The organism is Streptomyces sp. NPDC004721 (assembly GCF_053601495.1).
This window is the reverse complement of the sequence record NZ_JBSGBZ010000005.1, coordinates 86503-101600: the sequence shown is the minus strand read 5'-3', so window position 1 is coordinate 101600 and position 15098 is coordinate 86503. Positions and strand designations below refer to the sequence as shown.

General features: G+C 68.5%; 11 protein-coding genes and 1 pseudogene. 3 read left to right on the top strand and 9 right to left on the bottom strand.

The window, feature by feature from the left end; all coding sequences use genetic code 11:
- Nucleotides 1–30: 30 nt before the first annotated feature.
- The 4 genes and pseudogenes from ACWEK3_RS05975 to ACWEK3_RS05960 form a co-directional block, all read right to left on the bottom strand.
- Complete coding sequence (locus ACWEK3_RS05975; protein WP_365416584.1) at nucleotides 31–1338, bottom strand: CpaF family protein; 1308 nt, start codon at nucleotides 1336–1338, stop codon at nucleotides 31–33.
- A 170-nt stretch (nucleotides 1339–1508) separates the two neighbouring features.
- A pseudogene (locus tag ACWEK3_RS05970) lies at nucleotides 1509–2351 on the bottom strand (hypothetical protein); the annotation flags it as partial.
- 16 nt (nucleotides 2352–2367) lie between these two features.
- Nucleotides 2368–3090, bottom strand: coding sequence for an SAF domain-containing protein (locus ACWEK3_RS05965; protein ID WP_450540619.1), 723 nt, complete (start codon nucleotides 3088–3090; stop codon nucleotides 2368–2370).
- A gap of 439 nt (nucleotides 3091–3529) precedes the next feature.
- Entirely contained in the window at nucleotides 3530–4222 is a 693-nt protein-coding gene (locus ACWEK3_RS05960) for a hypothetical protein (protein WP_453249047.1), read from the bottom strand.
- 943 nt (nucleotides 4223–5165) lie between these two features.
- On the opposite strand from ACWEK3_RS05960, the gene ACWEK3_RS05955 reads away from it, so the two are divergent.
- Both ACWEK3_RS05955 and ACWEK3_RS05950 read left to right on the top strand, forming a co-directional pair.
- Nucleotides 5166–5903 (top strand): hypothetical protein, encoded by a 738-nt coding sequence (locus ACWEK3_RS05955; protein ID WP_453249046.1) that lies wholly within the window; start codon nucleotides 5166–5168, stop codon nucleotides 5901–5903.
- 9 nt (nucleotides 5904–5912) lie between these two features.
- Nucleotides 5913–6095 carry a hypothetical protein gene (locus ACWEK3_RS05950; protein ID WP_453249045.1) on the top strand — a complete coding sequence of 61 codons (183 nt, stop codon included), beginning with the start codon at nucleotides 5913–5915 and terminating at the stop codon, nucleotides 6093–6095.
- A gap of 147 nt (nucleotides 6096–6242) precedes the next feature.
- Here the strand turns inward: ACWEK3_RS05950 and ACWEK3_RS05945 are convergent, their stop codons facing one another.
- The 5 genes from ACWEK3_RS05945 to ACWEK3_RS05925 form a co-directional block, all read right to left on the bottom strand.
- Entirely contained in the window at nucleotides 6243–6986 is a 744-nt protein-coding gene (locus ACWEK3_RS05945) for a hypothetical protein (protein ID WP_450540611.1), read from the bottom strand.
- 2 nt (nucleotides 6987–6988) lie between these two features.
- Nucleotides 6989–7708, bottom strand: coding sequence for a hypothetical protein (locus ACWEK3_RS05940; protein ID WP_453249044.1), 720 nt, complete (start codon nucleotides 7706–7708; stop codon nucleotides 6989–6991).
- A 5-nt stretch (nucleotides 7709–7713) separates the two neighbouring features.
- Complete coding sequence (locus ACWEK3_RS05935) at nucleotides 7714–9057, bottom strand: putative T7SS-secreted protein (protein WP_450540608.1); 1344 nt, start codon at nucleotides 9055–9057, stop codon at nucleotides 7714–7716.
- A complete protein-coding gene (locus ACWEK3_RS05930) occupies nucleotides 9054–9365 on the bottom strand; it encodes a hypothetical protein (RefSeq protein ID WP_453249043.1) in 312 nt (103 codons plus the stop codon). Before ACWEK3_RS05930 ends, ACWEK3_RS05935 begins: the two co-directional genes overlap by 4 nt.
- Nucleotides 9366–9886: 521 nt before the next feature.
- A complete protein-coding gene (locus ACWEK3_RS05925; RefSeq protein WP_450540604.1) occupies nucleotides 9887–10195 on the bottom strand; it encodes a WXG100 family type VII secretion target in 309 nt (102 codons plus the stop codon).
- A gap of 287 nt (nucleotides 10196–10482) precedes the next feature.
- Here ACWEK3_RS05925 and ACWEK3_RS05920 point away from each other — a divergent pair, with 287 nt between their 5' ends.
- Nucleotides 10483–15090 (top strand): FtsK/SpoIIIE domain-containing protein, encoded by a 4608-nt coding sequence (locus tag ACWEK3_RS05920; protein WP_453249042.1) that lies wholly within the window; start codon nucleotides 10483–10485, stop codon nucleotides 15088–15090.
- Nucleotides 15091–15098: the final 8 nt, after the last annotated feature.

Genomic DNA, 15098 nt, shown 5'->3' with positions numbered 1-15098 from the left:
CGAGCGGGGCCAGTGCGGCAGACGTCATGGTCACCCCCAGGTTCCGTGGGGCTGGTAACCGTGCGCCATGAGGTCCTCCAGGCAGGCTATGGGCGCGTGCGGCACGACTCGGCCGTCGGGCGTCTCGGCGAACACCTCGCTGGACAGCACGCGGCCGTCGACGCCGTTGACCTCGCGGACCGAGGTCACCATGCGCTGAAGCCGGCCGCCGGTCTGGAAGTTGTTGCGCCGCTGGATGAAGACGACGAAGTTCACCGCGCCCGCGATCAGCATCTGGCTGGCCTCGATGGGCAGCCGCTCCGTCGCCTGCAGCGCGTAGGTGGAGATGCGGTTGAAGACCTCGCTGGAACTGTTGGCGTGGATCGTGGACAGCGAGCCGTCGTTGCCCTGGGACATCGCGTTCAGCATGGTCACGATCTCGTCGCCGAGCACCTCGCCGACGATGACGCGGGAGGGGTTCATACGGAGGGATCGGCGCACCAGCTCGGCCATGGAAATGGTGCCCTGCCCCTCGGAGTTGGGCAGTCGTTCCTCGAACGCCACCGCGTTGGGGTGCAGTTCGGGGAAGGTGTCGAGGCCGAGCTCCAGCGCCCGCTCGACCGTGATGAGCCGCTCGTGCGGCGGGATCTCGTTGGCGAGGGCGCGCAGCAGCGTCGTCTTTCCGGCGTTCGTCGCGCCCGCGATCATGATGTTCTTGCGGGCGCGGACCGCGCAGGCCAGGAAGTGCCCGAGCTCCGGTGCGAGCGTGCCGTTGCCGACCAGGTCGGAGATGAACACCTTGCCCATCCGGGCCCGGCGGATGGACAGCGCGGGACGGCGGGTCACGTCCATGACGGCCGACAGACGCGAACCGTCCGGCAGCCGCAGGTCGAGCTGCGGGTTGGCGGAGTCGAAGGGGCGGGACGACAGACCCGAGTAGGCGCCGAGCACCTGGATGAGCTCGATCAGCTCCTCGTCGGTCTCGGCGACCGGCTCGCCCTTGACCTCGCGCCCGTCGGCATACCCGACGAACACCTGGTCGCAGCCGTTGATGTCGATGTTCTCGACCTGCGGGTCGTCGAGCAGCGGCTGGAGCCGGCCGACACCGAACAGCGCCGCGTGCACGGCGGCGGCGTACTGCTCCTCGGTCTCGGCGTCCAGCGGCGTACGGCCCGCGTTGATCTCGGCGCGGGCGTACTCCTCCAGGATCTGGGCTATGACCGCCCGGGCATACTGCCGCTCGTCCTCGCTGGACATCGGCGTGACGCCGTTGACCTGGTCGAGGCGGCGCTGCTCGGCGATACGGTCACCGGCGTCCTGCCGGAACCGCTTGACCAGCTGGTGGTCGACAGCGGTCATCGCCCGGCCCCCGCCTGACCGTTCGTCCGGCCCTGGTGGGGCTGATGGGACTGGGGCTGGTGGGGCTGATGGTTCTGAGGAGCGTGCTGACCTTGGTACGCCTGCTGAGCTTGGTGCGCTTGCTGGCCCTGGGGGGCCTGCTGACCCTGGTTGACCTGCTGAGCCTGATGGGCCTGCTGCGCCTGGTGGGCCTGCTGCGCCTGTGCGGATACGGCCCAGGCGGCACCGTACTGCTGGTACAGGTCGGCCGTGACCTTGCGGGCCGAGCGGATCAGCAAGGACTTGTCCAGGCGTCCGCGCCTGCGCCCGGCCAACTGGTCGGCGCCCGCCGGGTCGTCGGCGATGGTGCCGACGACGCGGGCACCGGTCTGTGCATGCACCAGCATGTCGTTGACCTGGCCGGAGACCTTGCCCGCGGTGTTCGGGTCGGCGACCAGGACGACACCGACCACCGGGGTCGCCAGACTCGCGGCACCGCGCGGGCCACCGTGCAGCTTCGTGGACAGCGCGGCGGCGCGGTCACGGACGCGGGCGATGGCCTCCGGCTCGGTGCGTGAGATCAGCAGGACGAGGGAGGCGTGCGGGAACAGTTCCACGGCGGGGGTGTCCCCGCTGATCCGGCCGCAGTCGGCGATGACGTCGGCGGGCGCGTTCGGGGAGTCGGCGAGCGAGGCGAAGGCGTGGCCCAGGGTGGGCCACAGCCCGGCGAGACCGGCGGCCTGCTCGGCGATGCCGAGCCCGACGAGAACCTCCAGGCCGCCGCTCAACGGCTGCACGTGATCCCAGAGTTGGTCGGGCACGAGTCCGCGGCGCGCGGTCGCTGCGATGGACAGCATGCCGACGTTCGGGTTGAGCGGCCCGCCGTGCGCGGCGGCGCTGCGGTAGACGAGGTCGCCGCCGGCCGGGTCCGTCTCGGCGAGCAGCACGCGCCGCGGCCAGACGGCGGCCAGCGCGACGGCGGCGGTGGTGACGCCGGGCGAACCCTTGTCGGCGGCCAGTGCGATGAGGGCCATGGGTGCGCTGCCGCCCTCAGTTGCCGGGAACGACGACGACGGCGACGGAGCCCGCGGACGCGGCCTGGGCCACGGCGGCGGCGTCGGACTGGTCGACGAGGAGCGTCAGCGACAGGTTGCCGGTGCTCACGGCGGCGTCGCTGTTGTCACTCCTGGAGTTGACGCGCGCCTTGTCGACGATGAGGTTGCCGCCGGCGGACGAGCCCGTGGAGCCGCTGCTCCCACTGGAACCGGAGCTGGAGGAGTTGTCGCCGACGCGGTAGACGGCGACGATGTCGCCGCTCTTGATGCCCGACGGGTACTGCCCCTCCTTGAGGGCGACACCGACGGAGGCCTTGCCGGCCGGCAGGCTGCTCTTCGCGCCGAACATCTGACCCACCACGACCGTGCCCGCGTAGATGGTGGACTTGGCCTTGAGGGTCTTGAGGGCGCCCAGCTGCGACCACTGGACGTAGTCGATGGAGCCGTCGGCGGCCACCATCACCGAGGTCACGTCATCGGAGGTGACGGACTCTCCGGCCTGGATGTCCTTCGTCACCTTGACGACCTCGATCCGGTCCCCGGCCTGGAGCACGAGCATCGTGGCGCCCAGCGCGCCCACCAGGATGAGCAGCACCGCCAGGGCCGCGAGGGCCGGTTTGCGCTCGCGAGGCGCCGTGGGAAGCCGGTCACCGACCGACGGCTGAGCCGGAGCCGCGGAACGTCCCGCGCCCGCCCCCGTACGCTCCTGGATCTTCACGCAACCGCTCCCCGTACACCCAAGATGTCGTCTGCCACGTTCTGACAAGCTCTTTGCATAGGCTGCAAACCCGGACACTTCACCAGCGATCCGGGCGCTGTCGCGACTATCCGGCGCGGGGGCGAGTGTCAAGCCATCGCACGGTATCAGCCGCACATAAGCCCCTCAAGGCGAGTCAGGCCCCATGGGACACAGCCGACTTGCCGTTACCGGTCTGCAACGCCCAGGCGGAACTGTCCGGTTGGACATGGGCGAATCATCCCCTCCCGTGTGCGCGGCAGCAAATCTCTCACCGCCCCGGCAGTGGGCACTCCGAAGGCCGCCGACCCCTCGGCCATCAGGCGCCCACGACCCCTGCACGAATTGCTCACGAAGCCGCAGATCGGCCATGCCGCGCTCGCGGCAACGGGTCACCGGGAGCGTCACGGCAGCACGGCGGTCAGCGGTCCCCGAGGAGCGCGAACGCGAAGGCGAGCCGACGGTCGACCCAACCGTCCCGCACCGTCACCTTGTCACTGCCCTCCGAGACCATGACGACCTTGTTCTCGGCACGCCACTCGAGGGACCGCGGCCTGGAAGGCCGGTCGCCGCCCTCCACTCCCCCGGAGAGGACACTGTCGACGACCTCTTCGAAGACCTTTCCGGCAAATCGCCCCGCGATCTCCTTGGCGTCGCCGCTCGCCCACTCGTTGCGGCCCACGATCTCCGGGCGCCCCGGCTGCTCGATGCGCCAGGTGTGCTTGAACGGCCGGCGCTTGCGAGGAACGCGGACGACGGTTCCGATGCACTCACCCCGGCCGTCCCGTACGTCGTGCCGTAGCTCCCCGGCACTGTCCACCGCCGGTTCCACGTAGCACAGCAGACCCCGCGATCCGGCCTCGTACAGGGTGTGGTCGGGCCGGGAGGGCAGGCCCGGCTGCTGCGTATCGGCGGTTCCGAGAAACGCGCACGGGGCGAGGATCCGGAGGTCCCGCGCTCCCCTGGCCACGCGTACCGCGGGCTTCCCCCACACGGCACGCTTGCGCTTGACGGTTGCCGGGCGCTCCACGGAGGACACGACGAACGTCTGGACATCGACCCAGCCCACGGTCTCCATCGGCGGTTCCTCCACCCGCCGTCTGCCGAACGCCACTTGCGCCTCCCACCCCGGGCTTGGAAAACCGACCGCTCGACCCTACCCGCGTGCGAGAACGGCCGGTGGGGTCGGCGGTGGGCCGTGGGTCGGCGTTGGGCCGTGGCAAGCGCGTCCGGCCGTGTGCGAGAGCGTCCGACCGCGCGTCAGCGGTCACGCACGAGCGCGTACGCGAAGACCAGCCTCCGGTCGAGCCAGGACGCCCGGACCAGGAACCGGTCGCACCCGTCGGACGCCAGCACCGGCTCGCCGTCGGACGTCCACTGAAGGACGCGGGACGCCTCGCCCGCCTGATCGCCGCCGTCCGCACCCGAGGTCGGCGGCTCCCTGGAAGATGCCCTGCACCAACTTGCCGGCGCCCCGCTGGAGCATCTCCTTCGGCCCGCCCTTCGCCCACTCCCCGCTACTGACGATCTCCACGTGTCCTGGCTGGTCGATGCGCCAGACCGGCGTCAGGGCGTGCTTGAGCGGAGCGATGCGCCGGATGGTGCCGATGACCTGCCCCTGACCGTCACGCACGGCGTAGTGGCGTTCGCCTCCCGCCTTCACGGGTTGGTCGACGGAGCAGAGAAGCGTACGGCCGTCCGTGTCCTCGTACAGACACAGTTCAGGGCTCGCCGGCGACGACGACTGCGGGGGAAGGAAGGCACAGGGCGCGTTGACGCACTGCTCGCCCCGGCGCTGCGGGACCCGGAAGGCGCGTGGCCCGAGCACGGGACGCCTTCGCCGCCCGGCTGCCGGCCGCTCCACGTCACCGACGACGAACTCCCAGGCATCGGCCCACGGCACGGGGGCGGCAGGTTCGTCGACGTCCCTGTTCTTTCCGAACACCCGCTTCTCCAAGTTCGATTCGGTACTGGCTCGTCGGAGCGGATGCCGATGTTACGGGCGAGAGCCCCCTCGCCCGTACTCCCACTCCACCCTTCGCATACCGTTACGGCCCATGTGGCCAGGAGAGCAGCCGCCAGGGCGCGGGCAGAATCCGCAACAGCCGTTGCCCGTCGAGCAGTCGAACCCGTATCAGCAGCCCGGCTACCACCAGCCGATCCCTTACCAGCAGCAGCCGCAGCCGTGGAACGCGCCGACCCTGCCGTCCGGCGCGGCGACACCGCGTCCTCCGGGCGGCGGCCACAACCGCACCAAGCTCATCGCCGTCATGGCGGCGGGGGCCATAGTGATCACCGCGGGTGTGACCGGCTACGCCCTGCTGGGCGGCGACAAGGACGACACGGTTGCGCCCGACCCGACCACTTCCCCGTCTGCCCACGGCGACGCCGCCACCGTCAACGGCTGGAAGGTCGTGGTGAACCCGGCCGCGGGAATCAAGTTCGACGTTCCGCCGGACTGGTCACTCCAGTCCACCGGCTGGATCACCTACGTGGCCGACGACAACGACCCGGACGACGAGCCTCTGGTCGCGATGCGCGCCCCCGCCTTCCTGAAGGAGCGGTGGTGCTCCTCGGACGACGACAAGGACGGCACACTGGAGCACACGCCGCTGGCGGCGGCCGGCTCCCGGGGCAACAACGGCGCCAAGAGCACCGAGGAGATAGCCGGCGCCGACCCGAAGTCCTGGGTGTACGGGCAGTACACCCAGCCCGACAGGACCAAGGTGACGTCAGGCACCGTCGAGCCGTTCACCACGACCTCGGGCCTCAAGGGCAGCCTGGGCACCGCCTGATCCGCAGGCGTGGAGAAATCGAAGAAGTGCACCACGGACGGCAAGGCATGGACCTTCGCCTTCAAGAACGCCCAGGGAGACCTGGCCTCCTGGTCGTTCTTCGGCGCGAAGGGCGTATCGGACGAGGTCCCCGACGCGACGATACGGAAAATCGCGGCTACGGTACGGACCTACGAGCCTCCGTCCACGTGATGACCGCAGTCATCCTTCTCCAACATGGACACGCTCGAGTCAACGAAACGGGACCGGCTCGTCCCAATGGAGCGGCAATCAATTATCCCCATGAGGCTGGCTCAACCTGTCAGAGTCGCAGGCGTTGGACCATCGACTTCCCGCGCATTAGTGCTGCCCGGGAGACCCGCTGTACGGACCATTAAAGGGCCCTGCCGAAGGTCCGGGGTACTGCCCTGGATAAGGCGGCGTGGGGTGCGGCGGTGGGGCGGCGACGTCGCGCCGTCGACCTCCTGCCCTGAACGCACACGTCACAGCCGCAAGGAGGATGCCGGCTTCGACCCCGGAAGCGACATATGCACCGGAGACGCTGGGGGCAGACAACTCCGGCCGGACTTCGCCCTCTGGGTCCTCGAAGACTCTCAGAGTGTCTCCCAAAGAGAGGTGCGCGCAGTCGTCCAGAGCCCTGGGGACTCTTGTGCCGTCCTTCGTGTGCTGCAACTGGCAGAGGGTTTGGCGCCTGGGCCGCTCGACGACCTCTGCCACCCTCACCTCACTCCATCGCCCACGTATTTGCAGCACATCGGCGGGGTGGCCCCACCACCAGCCCGTGGCCGTGAGCATGACCGCCGACGCGGCGTACAGCAGCGTGAGGTACCAAGCCCTGCCGAAGTAGTTGACCTCCGTGAGCAGGATCAAAAGGCTCAGCGTCACGATGCCAAGCAGGACGTACGCGGGCCAACTGTCCGAGCGTACGAACAGCAGCCCCAGCCGCAGCGCGAACACGAGGGCACAGGCGAGCAATCCGAGGACAAGGCCGGTCCACGTCAGCGCAGTTCGTGACGCCCTGAGCTCGAAATTGGCCAGCCCCTTGCTCAAGGCGTGCACTACGAAGGGAGTGCCGCTGTGCATAGTCACTCCGCCTGCCTCACGTCCTGGGCATCCAACCCAGACGGCCCCTGATCACTTTCGGCAAAGAAGGAGTTGCCTGCGATCACCGCTACTACGCCAGCAAGCGGCACGACCTGCTCAGCATCCAGACAATTTCCCACGACCAGTAGGGCGCGCTCACCCCCGGGTGGACACGAGAGGGATATGGCCAGCCCAATGCGGCCCGCCGCTGACGTTTCAGCGGCCGTTTCCTGTTCCTGTGTGGGGAAGAGGGTGAGCTCTCCATCCGGAGACATCACCGGCTGCGAGATGACGCCCAGCCCCAGTCCCATCCGTGTGGGATATGACTCGGTGTAGATCTGCCGCCCTTCCAACTCCTCCCCGAGTAGACGGACCATGATTTCGCTCAGATTGATATCTGTTCTAACCCTGGGCACTTCAACCACCGAGGCCAAGATCTGCCATACAGCTGGGCCTCCATCCTCTTCGGGGACGCACACCAGACCGTAGGTGATCAGCCCTCGTTCCCGCAGAATCCGTCGCCACTCCATGAGAGCGACCGTCAAATCGGCGCGCAGTGACGGCTCATGTTCAGGGTAGCTGCGATTAATGAGATCCGCGCAGCGCTCTCGTGCAGACGCTTCGTCGGCGTCGGCTACGAGGTCGAACCAGTCTGTGGGGGCATACAGCTCGACAGCACCCGAGATCTGCCGCCTGGTGGTCGGTGAGTCGCTTGCGAGCATGGCGATCAGAAGCTCCCGTTCGGCAGGACGAGGGGACCGGTCGGGGTCGGAAAAGTACCTGGTGTGAAGTTGGGGAGTTTAGGCATTGTGAAAATGTCGGGCGCCTTACCTTGACCGATTTGCTGCAGTGCGTCCGCTCCGCCGCCGGGAACCAGCCCCATGAAATTACCTGCGACAGTAGTAGTGAACTGGGTGAATTGATAGGCAAACTCGGGTGTGCGCATGCCTCCCGGCCCCATCTGGCTGGCGAATCGGAAGTAGCCGGGCACATCGGGCCCCGCCTTTCCGAGCTTCATCGTCTGCGCTGCGAGCTTTGGGTAGCTTCCAGCGGCGCCGGCCATCTTGCTCAACTTCAGCCCCGCTCCAAAAGCGGCGACGCCACACGCCAGTGTGACAGCATCAGTAATGACCGTCGGATCGGTAAGGGCCGAGAGAAAGCTGCCGGTCGTTCCCACGGCAGAGAGGTAGTGACTGGCAAGTCCGATGCCACCGAGGATCAATGCAGGGAGCGCGAGGAACTGGAGCCCGGGAATCAGAGACAGCAGCCCCAGCACGGTGCTGGCGAATCCAGCGATATCTCCGATGAACTGCAGCAGGGGCGCCAGTTCCTTGAGCGCTTCCTTGACCTCTTTGAGGATCGCGTCTTGCAACTCGGAGATTTTTTCCGCCAAGTCGACAATCGCCTGGGCAATCTTGTCCCAAACACCCGGCTCATTGGGTGCGATGTCCATCGCGTGCTTGAGCCGGTCAGCGACGGTCTCGCCTTCCTCAACGTATCGCTCCCGCAGACGCTCTGCCCGCCCACGTACCGCCTCTAGATCAGCGTTGGCGGTGTGCAGTAGCTTCTCTTTGCCACTACGCCTCGCCTCCTGTCGCTCCTGCTCCTCCTTTTCCCCGGACGTCTTCCCTGGCGAGACATCCAGGAAGCCAGGTTTGGGTGGCATTCGGTCCAGTGCTCGCTGTAACCCGGCCGCCCTGTCCTTGGCGTCCTGGGCCTCGCCCTCGAGTTGCTCCGCGTAACGCTGATGGTCACGCATGTACCGAGCCCAGTTCTCCAACGCCTCGGCGGCATCGGAGAACGAGTCGCGTGCGTCATTAACCTTGGGTCGGAAGTCGTCATGGAATTGCTCGCGGAACGTCTCGGCGGTCTTACCCTTCCATGCGCCGCGGCCAGTGCCGTTGAGGACGTCGGCGATGTCGTGCAACGCGCGCGCCGTTCGGCGGACGATGTCTGCCACATGCGTGGCGTCCATCTGGTTCCCCGGGCAAGGACAGAACCCGATCGCAGGGAAGCGGGCATCGGCGACCGGGTCGGTGCGCAGCCAGACTGGCTGGGCGTAATCGGTCACTTCTTTTCGCCCTTCGCGGACTTGACTTTCTCCAGTTCATGAGCGAACTGCTCGTCCAGTTCCTCAAAGCTCTTCTTGATGTGACCCAACGCCTTCGCTGCGGACTTAGAGAATTTCGATAGTTGCTTGATTCCGTAGGACCATTCGTCACCGAAGTCGTCCATACGTCTGGCAAGTTTCGACACACCCATCGAGGCACCGTCGACGTCCCCCATCTCCCGGCACGGCGCTGTCATGAGCTCATGGATGTGCCGGATATCCTTTTGCGTCTTCACCAACATTTCGAAGTCGATGTACAGATCGCTCACGGTTCCCCGGTTCCTCTTCGATCATTTTCTTCTCGCTGGCGCCATGTGATGCCGAGACGCACAGGACGTTAGCGGTTGACGACCTGGATCTCCTGCACTGCCATGTCCTGAGTCGTCTCAAACGTGCCGTCTGGCAGTTCGCCCTTCGCCCCGCCCGATCCCTGCCACGAGATCTGCCAGGCGATCGATGCCCTCATCCGGTACGGCCGACCGTCGTTGACGCGGAGGGGTGAGACTCCAAGCGACACCGATGTGACGCCAGCCGTGGATGCCCGATTACGGTCGCGCCGATCCGCCAGCGGGCCACCCAAGGGGACTGGGCATATGAAGTTTCGACAACGCCGGCTCCGCGTCGGAGCCTTCGACCACCGTGACGGTCTGACCGACGTCGAACTGGCCAGTGTCGCTCTAAAGGAGGATTGCGCAACCTGGGGTCCACGGACGGCCTCTGCGCTGAAACCACGGGGTGCGGTGGGGGCAAGACTCCCACCCCACCGCACCCCCGGTAACCCAAGCAGCCGCTAACCCTTCTGGCTCCGCGCCAGTTCCTCGTCCAGGTTTTCGTAGGCCTGCTTGGCCTTCTTCAGGAACTCGGAGAGGCCGTGGAGGCCTTGGATGGTCTTCACGGCGCCCTTGGCGAAGTCCTTCATGGAGTCCTCGTAGGCGCCGGAGGCCTTCTGAGTGGAGAAGCCGTTCTCCACCAACTGCTTGACCCGCTTCTCGACGGACTTGATCTGGTCCTCGAGGTGGTGCATGTCCTTGAGAAGATCGCCTGCGGTCTTCTCCATCTCGGCATAAGTGAGGTCTGTGTCCTTGCCGCTCTTGCCCATGACGGCTCCCTCCCGTTTTGTTCGCCGCAGGGACTGCCCCCGTGGCTCTGTGGCGCGGATGTATCGGCCGCGTCGACCGCATCGACCGCATCGGCCGGCAGCCCTCGTCCGGCCGTCCGCATGAGCAAAGATCTTACGGGTGGGGCCCGTGGGGATACAGGGACGCCAGTTGGAGGAAACGTGAACCGGTGCACATCCCGTGCACCGGGGAACCACCCGACGGTTAAGGTCACTTCGACTGTGTTCTGCGCTCCGGGGGTGGCCCGAGCACTGCGAGGAGGACGAGTGTGCGCCTGAGTCTGACCGTCGTCGACCCGCTCGGCGGCACCAGTGCCGACGTCGTACTCGACGCCGATCCGGAGTCGTCGGTCGGCGATGTCACCCGGGAACTGGCCGAGCACCTCGGGCTCGGCGGCGGTGCGCAGATCATCTCTCTCGCGGGACACCAGCAGGGGGCCGGGCACGGACCCGGCGGGGCTCCGCAGGCGTACGTCGACGGCTATCCCCTCGATCCCGGCGCCACCGTCGTCGGTTCGCCGCTGCGCGAGGGAGCCGTCGTCAGCCTGCACGATCCCGCGGGCTGCCTGCTCGGAGAGCCCACCGGCGTCGTCGAGTTCAGGGTGGCCGGCGGGCCCGGGGCCGGGGCCGTGCACCGGCTCGGTGTGGGACGGTACGACATCGGCAGCGGGACCACCGCGCACCTGCGCATCGACGACCCCGAACTCGACGACCGTGCCGCCACGTTGTCCATCGCCATCGACGGCACCTGCGAGGTCGCCCTGCACGGCGAGCGCGGCGGAAAAGTCGAAAAGGTCAACAAGGGCGACAAGAAGGAGAGCCGTCGTTCCGGTGTCCGGCTCGACGGCGAGGACTTCGACGGTGGCGACTGGCCACTCGGAGCCCAACTCGCGCTCGGCAACAGCCTGCTGGAGATCACCCGTTACAACCCGCCGAACGCGGCCCTGAAGTGGTCGGACGACGGTGCCGGCCTCGACTACAACCGGCCTCCCCGGCTGCGCCCGGCCGAACGCAAGACGCACTTCCGGCTGCCCAATCCGCCCGGGGAGTACGAGGCACGCCCGCTGCCGTGGCTGATGGCGCTGATGCCGCTGGTGGGCGCCGTGGTCTCGGTCATGATCTTCGGCCGCTGGTACTACATGATCATGGCCCTGATGAGCCCGCTGATGCTCATCGCCAACTACTTCATGGACAAGAAGCAGGGCCGCAAGTCCCATGCGAAGCAGGTCAAGGAGTACAAGGAGCACAAGGAGCGGATCGAGGAGGAGGCCCTTGAGGCGCTGCGCACGGAGCGGCTCGACCGGCGGGACGCCATCCCCGACCCGGCCGCCGTCCTCGCCTTCGCCACCGGCCCCCGCACCCGTCTGTGGGAGCGCCGGCGCGCCGACGCCGACCACCTGCTGATCCGCGTCGGCACCGGCCGGGTGCGCTCCGAGGTCGTGCTCGACGACCCCGAGCAGGACGAGCACAAGCGTGAGGTCACCTGGCGCATCGAGGACTCACCGGTGGCGCTGCCGCTGAAGGACCTCGGTGTCGTCGGCATCGCCGGACCCGGTGACTCCGCGCAGGCGCTGGGCAGATGGGCCGTCGCGCAGACGGCGGTGCTGCACAGCCCCATGGACGTGCAGTTCTACGTCCTCACCGAGAACGACGCGCACTCCCGCTGGGACTGGGTGCGCTGGCTGCCGCACGCCCGCCCCTCGGGCGGTCAGGACGTCAACGTACTGATAGGGACCGACTCCGAGACCGTCGGCGCCCGCGTCGGCGAGCTGACCCAGTTGCTGGACGCCCGGCAGAAGGCACTGAAGGAGAAGGGCAACCGGACTGACGGGCCGGCCTTCTCCGACCCCGACATCGTCGTGGTCTGGGACGGATCCCGCCGGCTGCGCTCGCTGCCCGGGGTGGTGCGGCTGCTGCGCGAGGGCCCGGCCGTCTCCCTGTACGCGATCTGCCTCGACGAGGAGGAGCGGTTCCTGCCGGGCGAGTGCCAGGCGGTCGTGCTCGCCGAGCCGCGTCGTACCGACGACAGCGCCGCCGTCCCGGAATCCGCTCCGCAGGCGGCCGTCGGTGGCTTCCCCTCCTTCCAGGCCTGGCACCAGACGGCGCAGCAGGGCGAACAGGCCACCGAGAAGGCCCTCGAACTGCGGCTGCGCGTGGAGCAGACCGATGCCCGGCGACGGCGGGACGTACGGCCCGACTTCGTCTCCGCGGCCTGGTGCGCACGGGTGTCCCGCTCCCTGTCGTCGCTGCGCGACATCAGCGGCGAGACCGAGGACTCCGCCCTGCCGGCCGCCAGCCGGCTGCTCGACGTGCTGCACCTCGAGCCGCCCACGCGGGACGCGATCGCCGCGCGCTGGCGGACGGGCGGGCAGTCGACGATGGCGGTCATCGGCGAGTCGTACGACGGCCCGTTCGGCATCGACCTGCGGCGCGACGGCCCGCACGGTCTGATCGCCGGTACGACCGGTTCCGGAAAGTCGGAGCTGCTCCAGACCATCGTGGCGGCGCTCGCGGTGGCGAACACGCCCGAGAACATGACGTTCGTGCTCGTCGACTACAAGGGCGGCTCGGCGTTCAAGGACTGTGTGAAGCTGCCGCACACCGTCGGCATGGTCACCGACCTCGACGCGCACCTCGTCGAGCGTGCCCTGGAGTCGCTGGGGGCCGAGCTGAAGCGGCGCGAGCACATCCTCGCCGCCGCCGACGCCAAGGACATCGAGGACTACCAGGATCTGGTGCGCCGGGATCCGTCGCACGCGTCCGTGCCCCGACTGCTCATCGTCATCGACGAGTTCGCGTCCATGGTGCGAGACCTGCCGGACTTCGTCACCGGCCTGGTCAACATCGCCCAGCGCGGCCGGTCCCTGGGCATCCACCTGCTGCTGGCCACGCAGCGGCCCAGCGGCGTGGTCTCCCCCGAGATCCGCGCCAACACCAACCTGCGCATCGCACTGCGCGTGACCGACGCCGGCGAGTCCACGGACGTCATCGACGCGCCCGAGGCCGGGCACATCTCCAAGAGCACACCGGGCCGTGCGTACGTCCGCCTGGGGCACGCGTCCCTGATCCCCTTCCAGTCCGGCCGCGTCGGCGGACGGCGGCCCGGCGCGGCCGACCCGCAGGCACTGGCCCCCTGGGCAGGCCCGCTGAGCTGGGAGGACCTGGGGCGCGCGGCACTGCGCAAGCCCAAGTCCGAGGCGCGCGAGGACGACGAGATCACGGACCTGAAGGTTCTGGTCGACGCCGTGCGGGAGGCCAACCGGACGCTCGCCATCCCCGCCCAGCACTCCCCCTGGCTGCCCGCCCTGGAGGAGACCCTGCTCCTCGACGACATTCCGGCGGTACAGGCCCAGGGCGCGCTGCCCGCCGCCCCGTACGGCGTGGAGGACCTGCCCTCCGACCAGGCCCGGCGCCCGGTGGCCGTGGACTTCGCCACCTTCGGGCATCTGCTCGTCGGCGGCGCGCCGCGCACCGGCCGCTCGCAGTTGCTGCGTACCATCGCCGGCTCGCTGGGCCGGACGCACTCCTGCGCCGACGTCCACCTGTACGGCATCGACTGCGGCAACGGCGCCCTGAACGCGCTGACCCGGCTGCCGCACTGCGGCGCGGTCGTGGGGCGCAACCAACTGGAGCGTGTCGTCCGGCTCTTCACCCGGCTGACCGGCGAACTCAACCGGCGCCAGGACCTGCTGGCCGAGAAGGGCTTCGCCGACATCGGCGAGCAGCGGGCCGCGGTCGCCGAGGACGAGCGGCTGCCGCACATCGTGCTGCTGCTCGACCGCTGGGAGGGCTGGCTGCCCACGCTGGGCGAGTACGACCACGGGGACCTGACCGACCAGCTCTTCGCGATGATGCGGGAGGGCGCGAGCGTGGGCCTGCACGTGGTGCTCACCGGTGACCGGCAGGTGCTGTCGGGACGGATCTCCTCCCTCACGGAGGACAAGTACGGTCTGCGGCTCGCGGACCGAGGCGACTTCTCGATGCTGGACATCAACGCCCGCAAGGTTCCCGAGGAGATCCCCCCGGGCCGGGCCTTCCGCGCCGAGACCGCCGCGGAGACGCAGTTCGCGCTGCTCTGCGAGGACACCACCGGTCAGGGCCAGGCGGCCGCGCTCATGGCCATCGGCGACGCGGCGGCGGCCCGGGACGCGGACGTGCCGCGATCCCGGCGGCCGTTCCGGGTGGACGTGCTGCCCAGCCGGATCTCCTTCGCGGACGCCTGGGCGATGCGCGACCCGGCGACGTCCTCGCCGCTGTGGGCTCTGGTGGGTGTCGGCGGTGACGAACTCACCGCGTTCGGGCCCGATCTGGCCGAGGGCGTACCGGCGTTCGTGATCGGCGGCCCGGCCAAGTCGGGCCGCAGCACGACGCTGATGAACGTCGCACGGTCCTATCTGGCCCAGGGCGTACGGCTCGTCGTCGCGGCGCCGCGACAGTCGCCGTTGCGCGAACTGGAGGGCCAGGAGGGCGTGTTGCGGGTGTTCACGGGCCGCGACATCGACGAGGACGAGTTGGAGGAGGCCATCAAGCCCGCCACGCCCGAGCAGCCGATCGCCGTCCTGGTGGACGACGCCGAAGTCCTGGACGACTGCGACGCGGAGGACGTCTTCAAGCGCATCATCGAGCGCGGCGCCGAGGAGGGTCTCGCCGTCGTCATCGCCGGTGACGAGGAGGAGATCTGCGACGGCTTCTCCGGCTGGCAGGTCGACGCGAAGAAGGCCCGCCGCGGCATCCTGCTCTCCCCGCAGGACAGTTCCGCGGGCGAGCTGATCGGCATCCGCACGACCCGCAGCATGGTCGGCGGCCCGGTCACTCCCGGCAAGGGGATGCTCCACCTGGGCAGCGGCGAGCACATGACCGTGACGACACCGAACTAGCGTCCGGT

Bases quoted from the DNA above. Each gene is read 5' to 3' on its own strand.
- ACWEK3_RS05925 (WP_450540604.1), bottom strand. From the start codon at position 10,195: ATGGGCAAGAGCGGCAAGGACACAGACCTCACTTATGCCGAGATGGAG.
- ACWEK3_RS05940 (WP_453249044.1), bottom strand. From the start codon at position 7,708: ATGCTCGCAAGCGACTCACCGACCACCAGGCGGCAGATCTCGGGTGCT.
- ACWEK3_RS05945 (WP_450540611.1), bottom strand. From the start codon at position 6,986: ATGCACAGCGGCACTCCCTTCGTAGTGCACGCCTTGAGCAAGGGGCTG.
- ACWEK3_RS05975 (WP_365416584.1), bottom strand. From the start codon at position 1,338: ATGACCGCTGTCGACCACCAGCTGGTCAAGCGGTTCCGGCAGGACGCC.
- ACWEK3_RS05955 (WP_453249046.1), top strand. From the start codon at position 5,166: ATGTGGCCAGGAGAGCAGCCGCCAGGGCGCGGGCAGAATCCGCAACAG.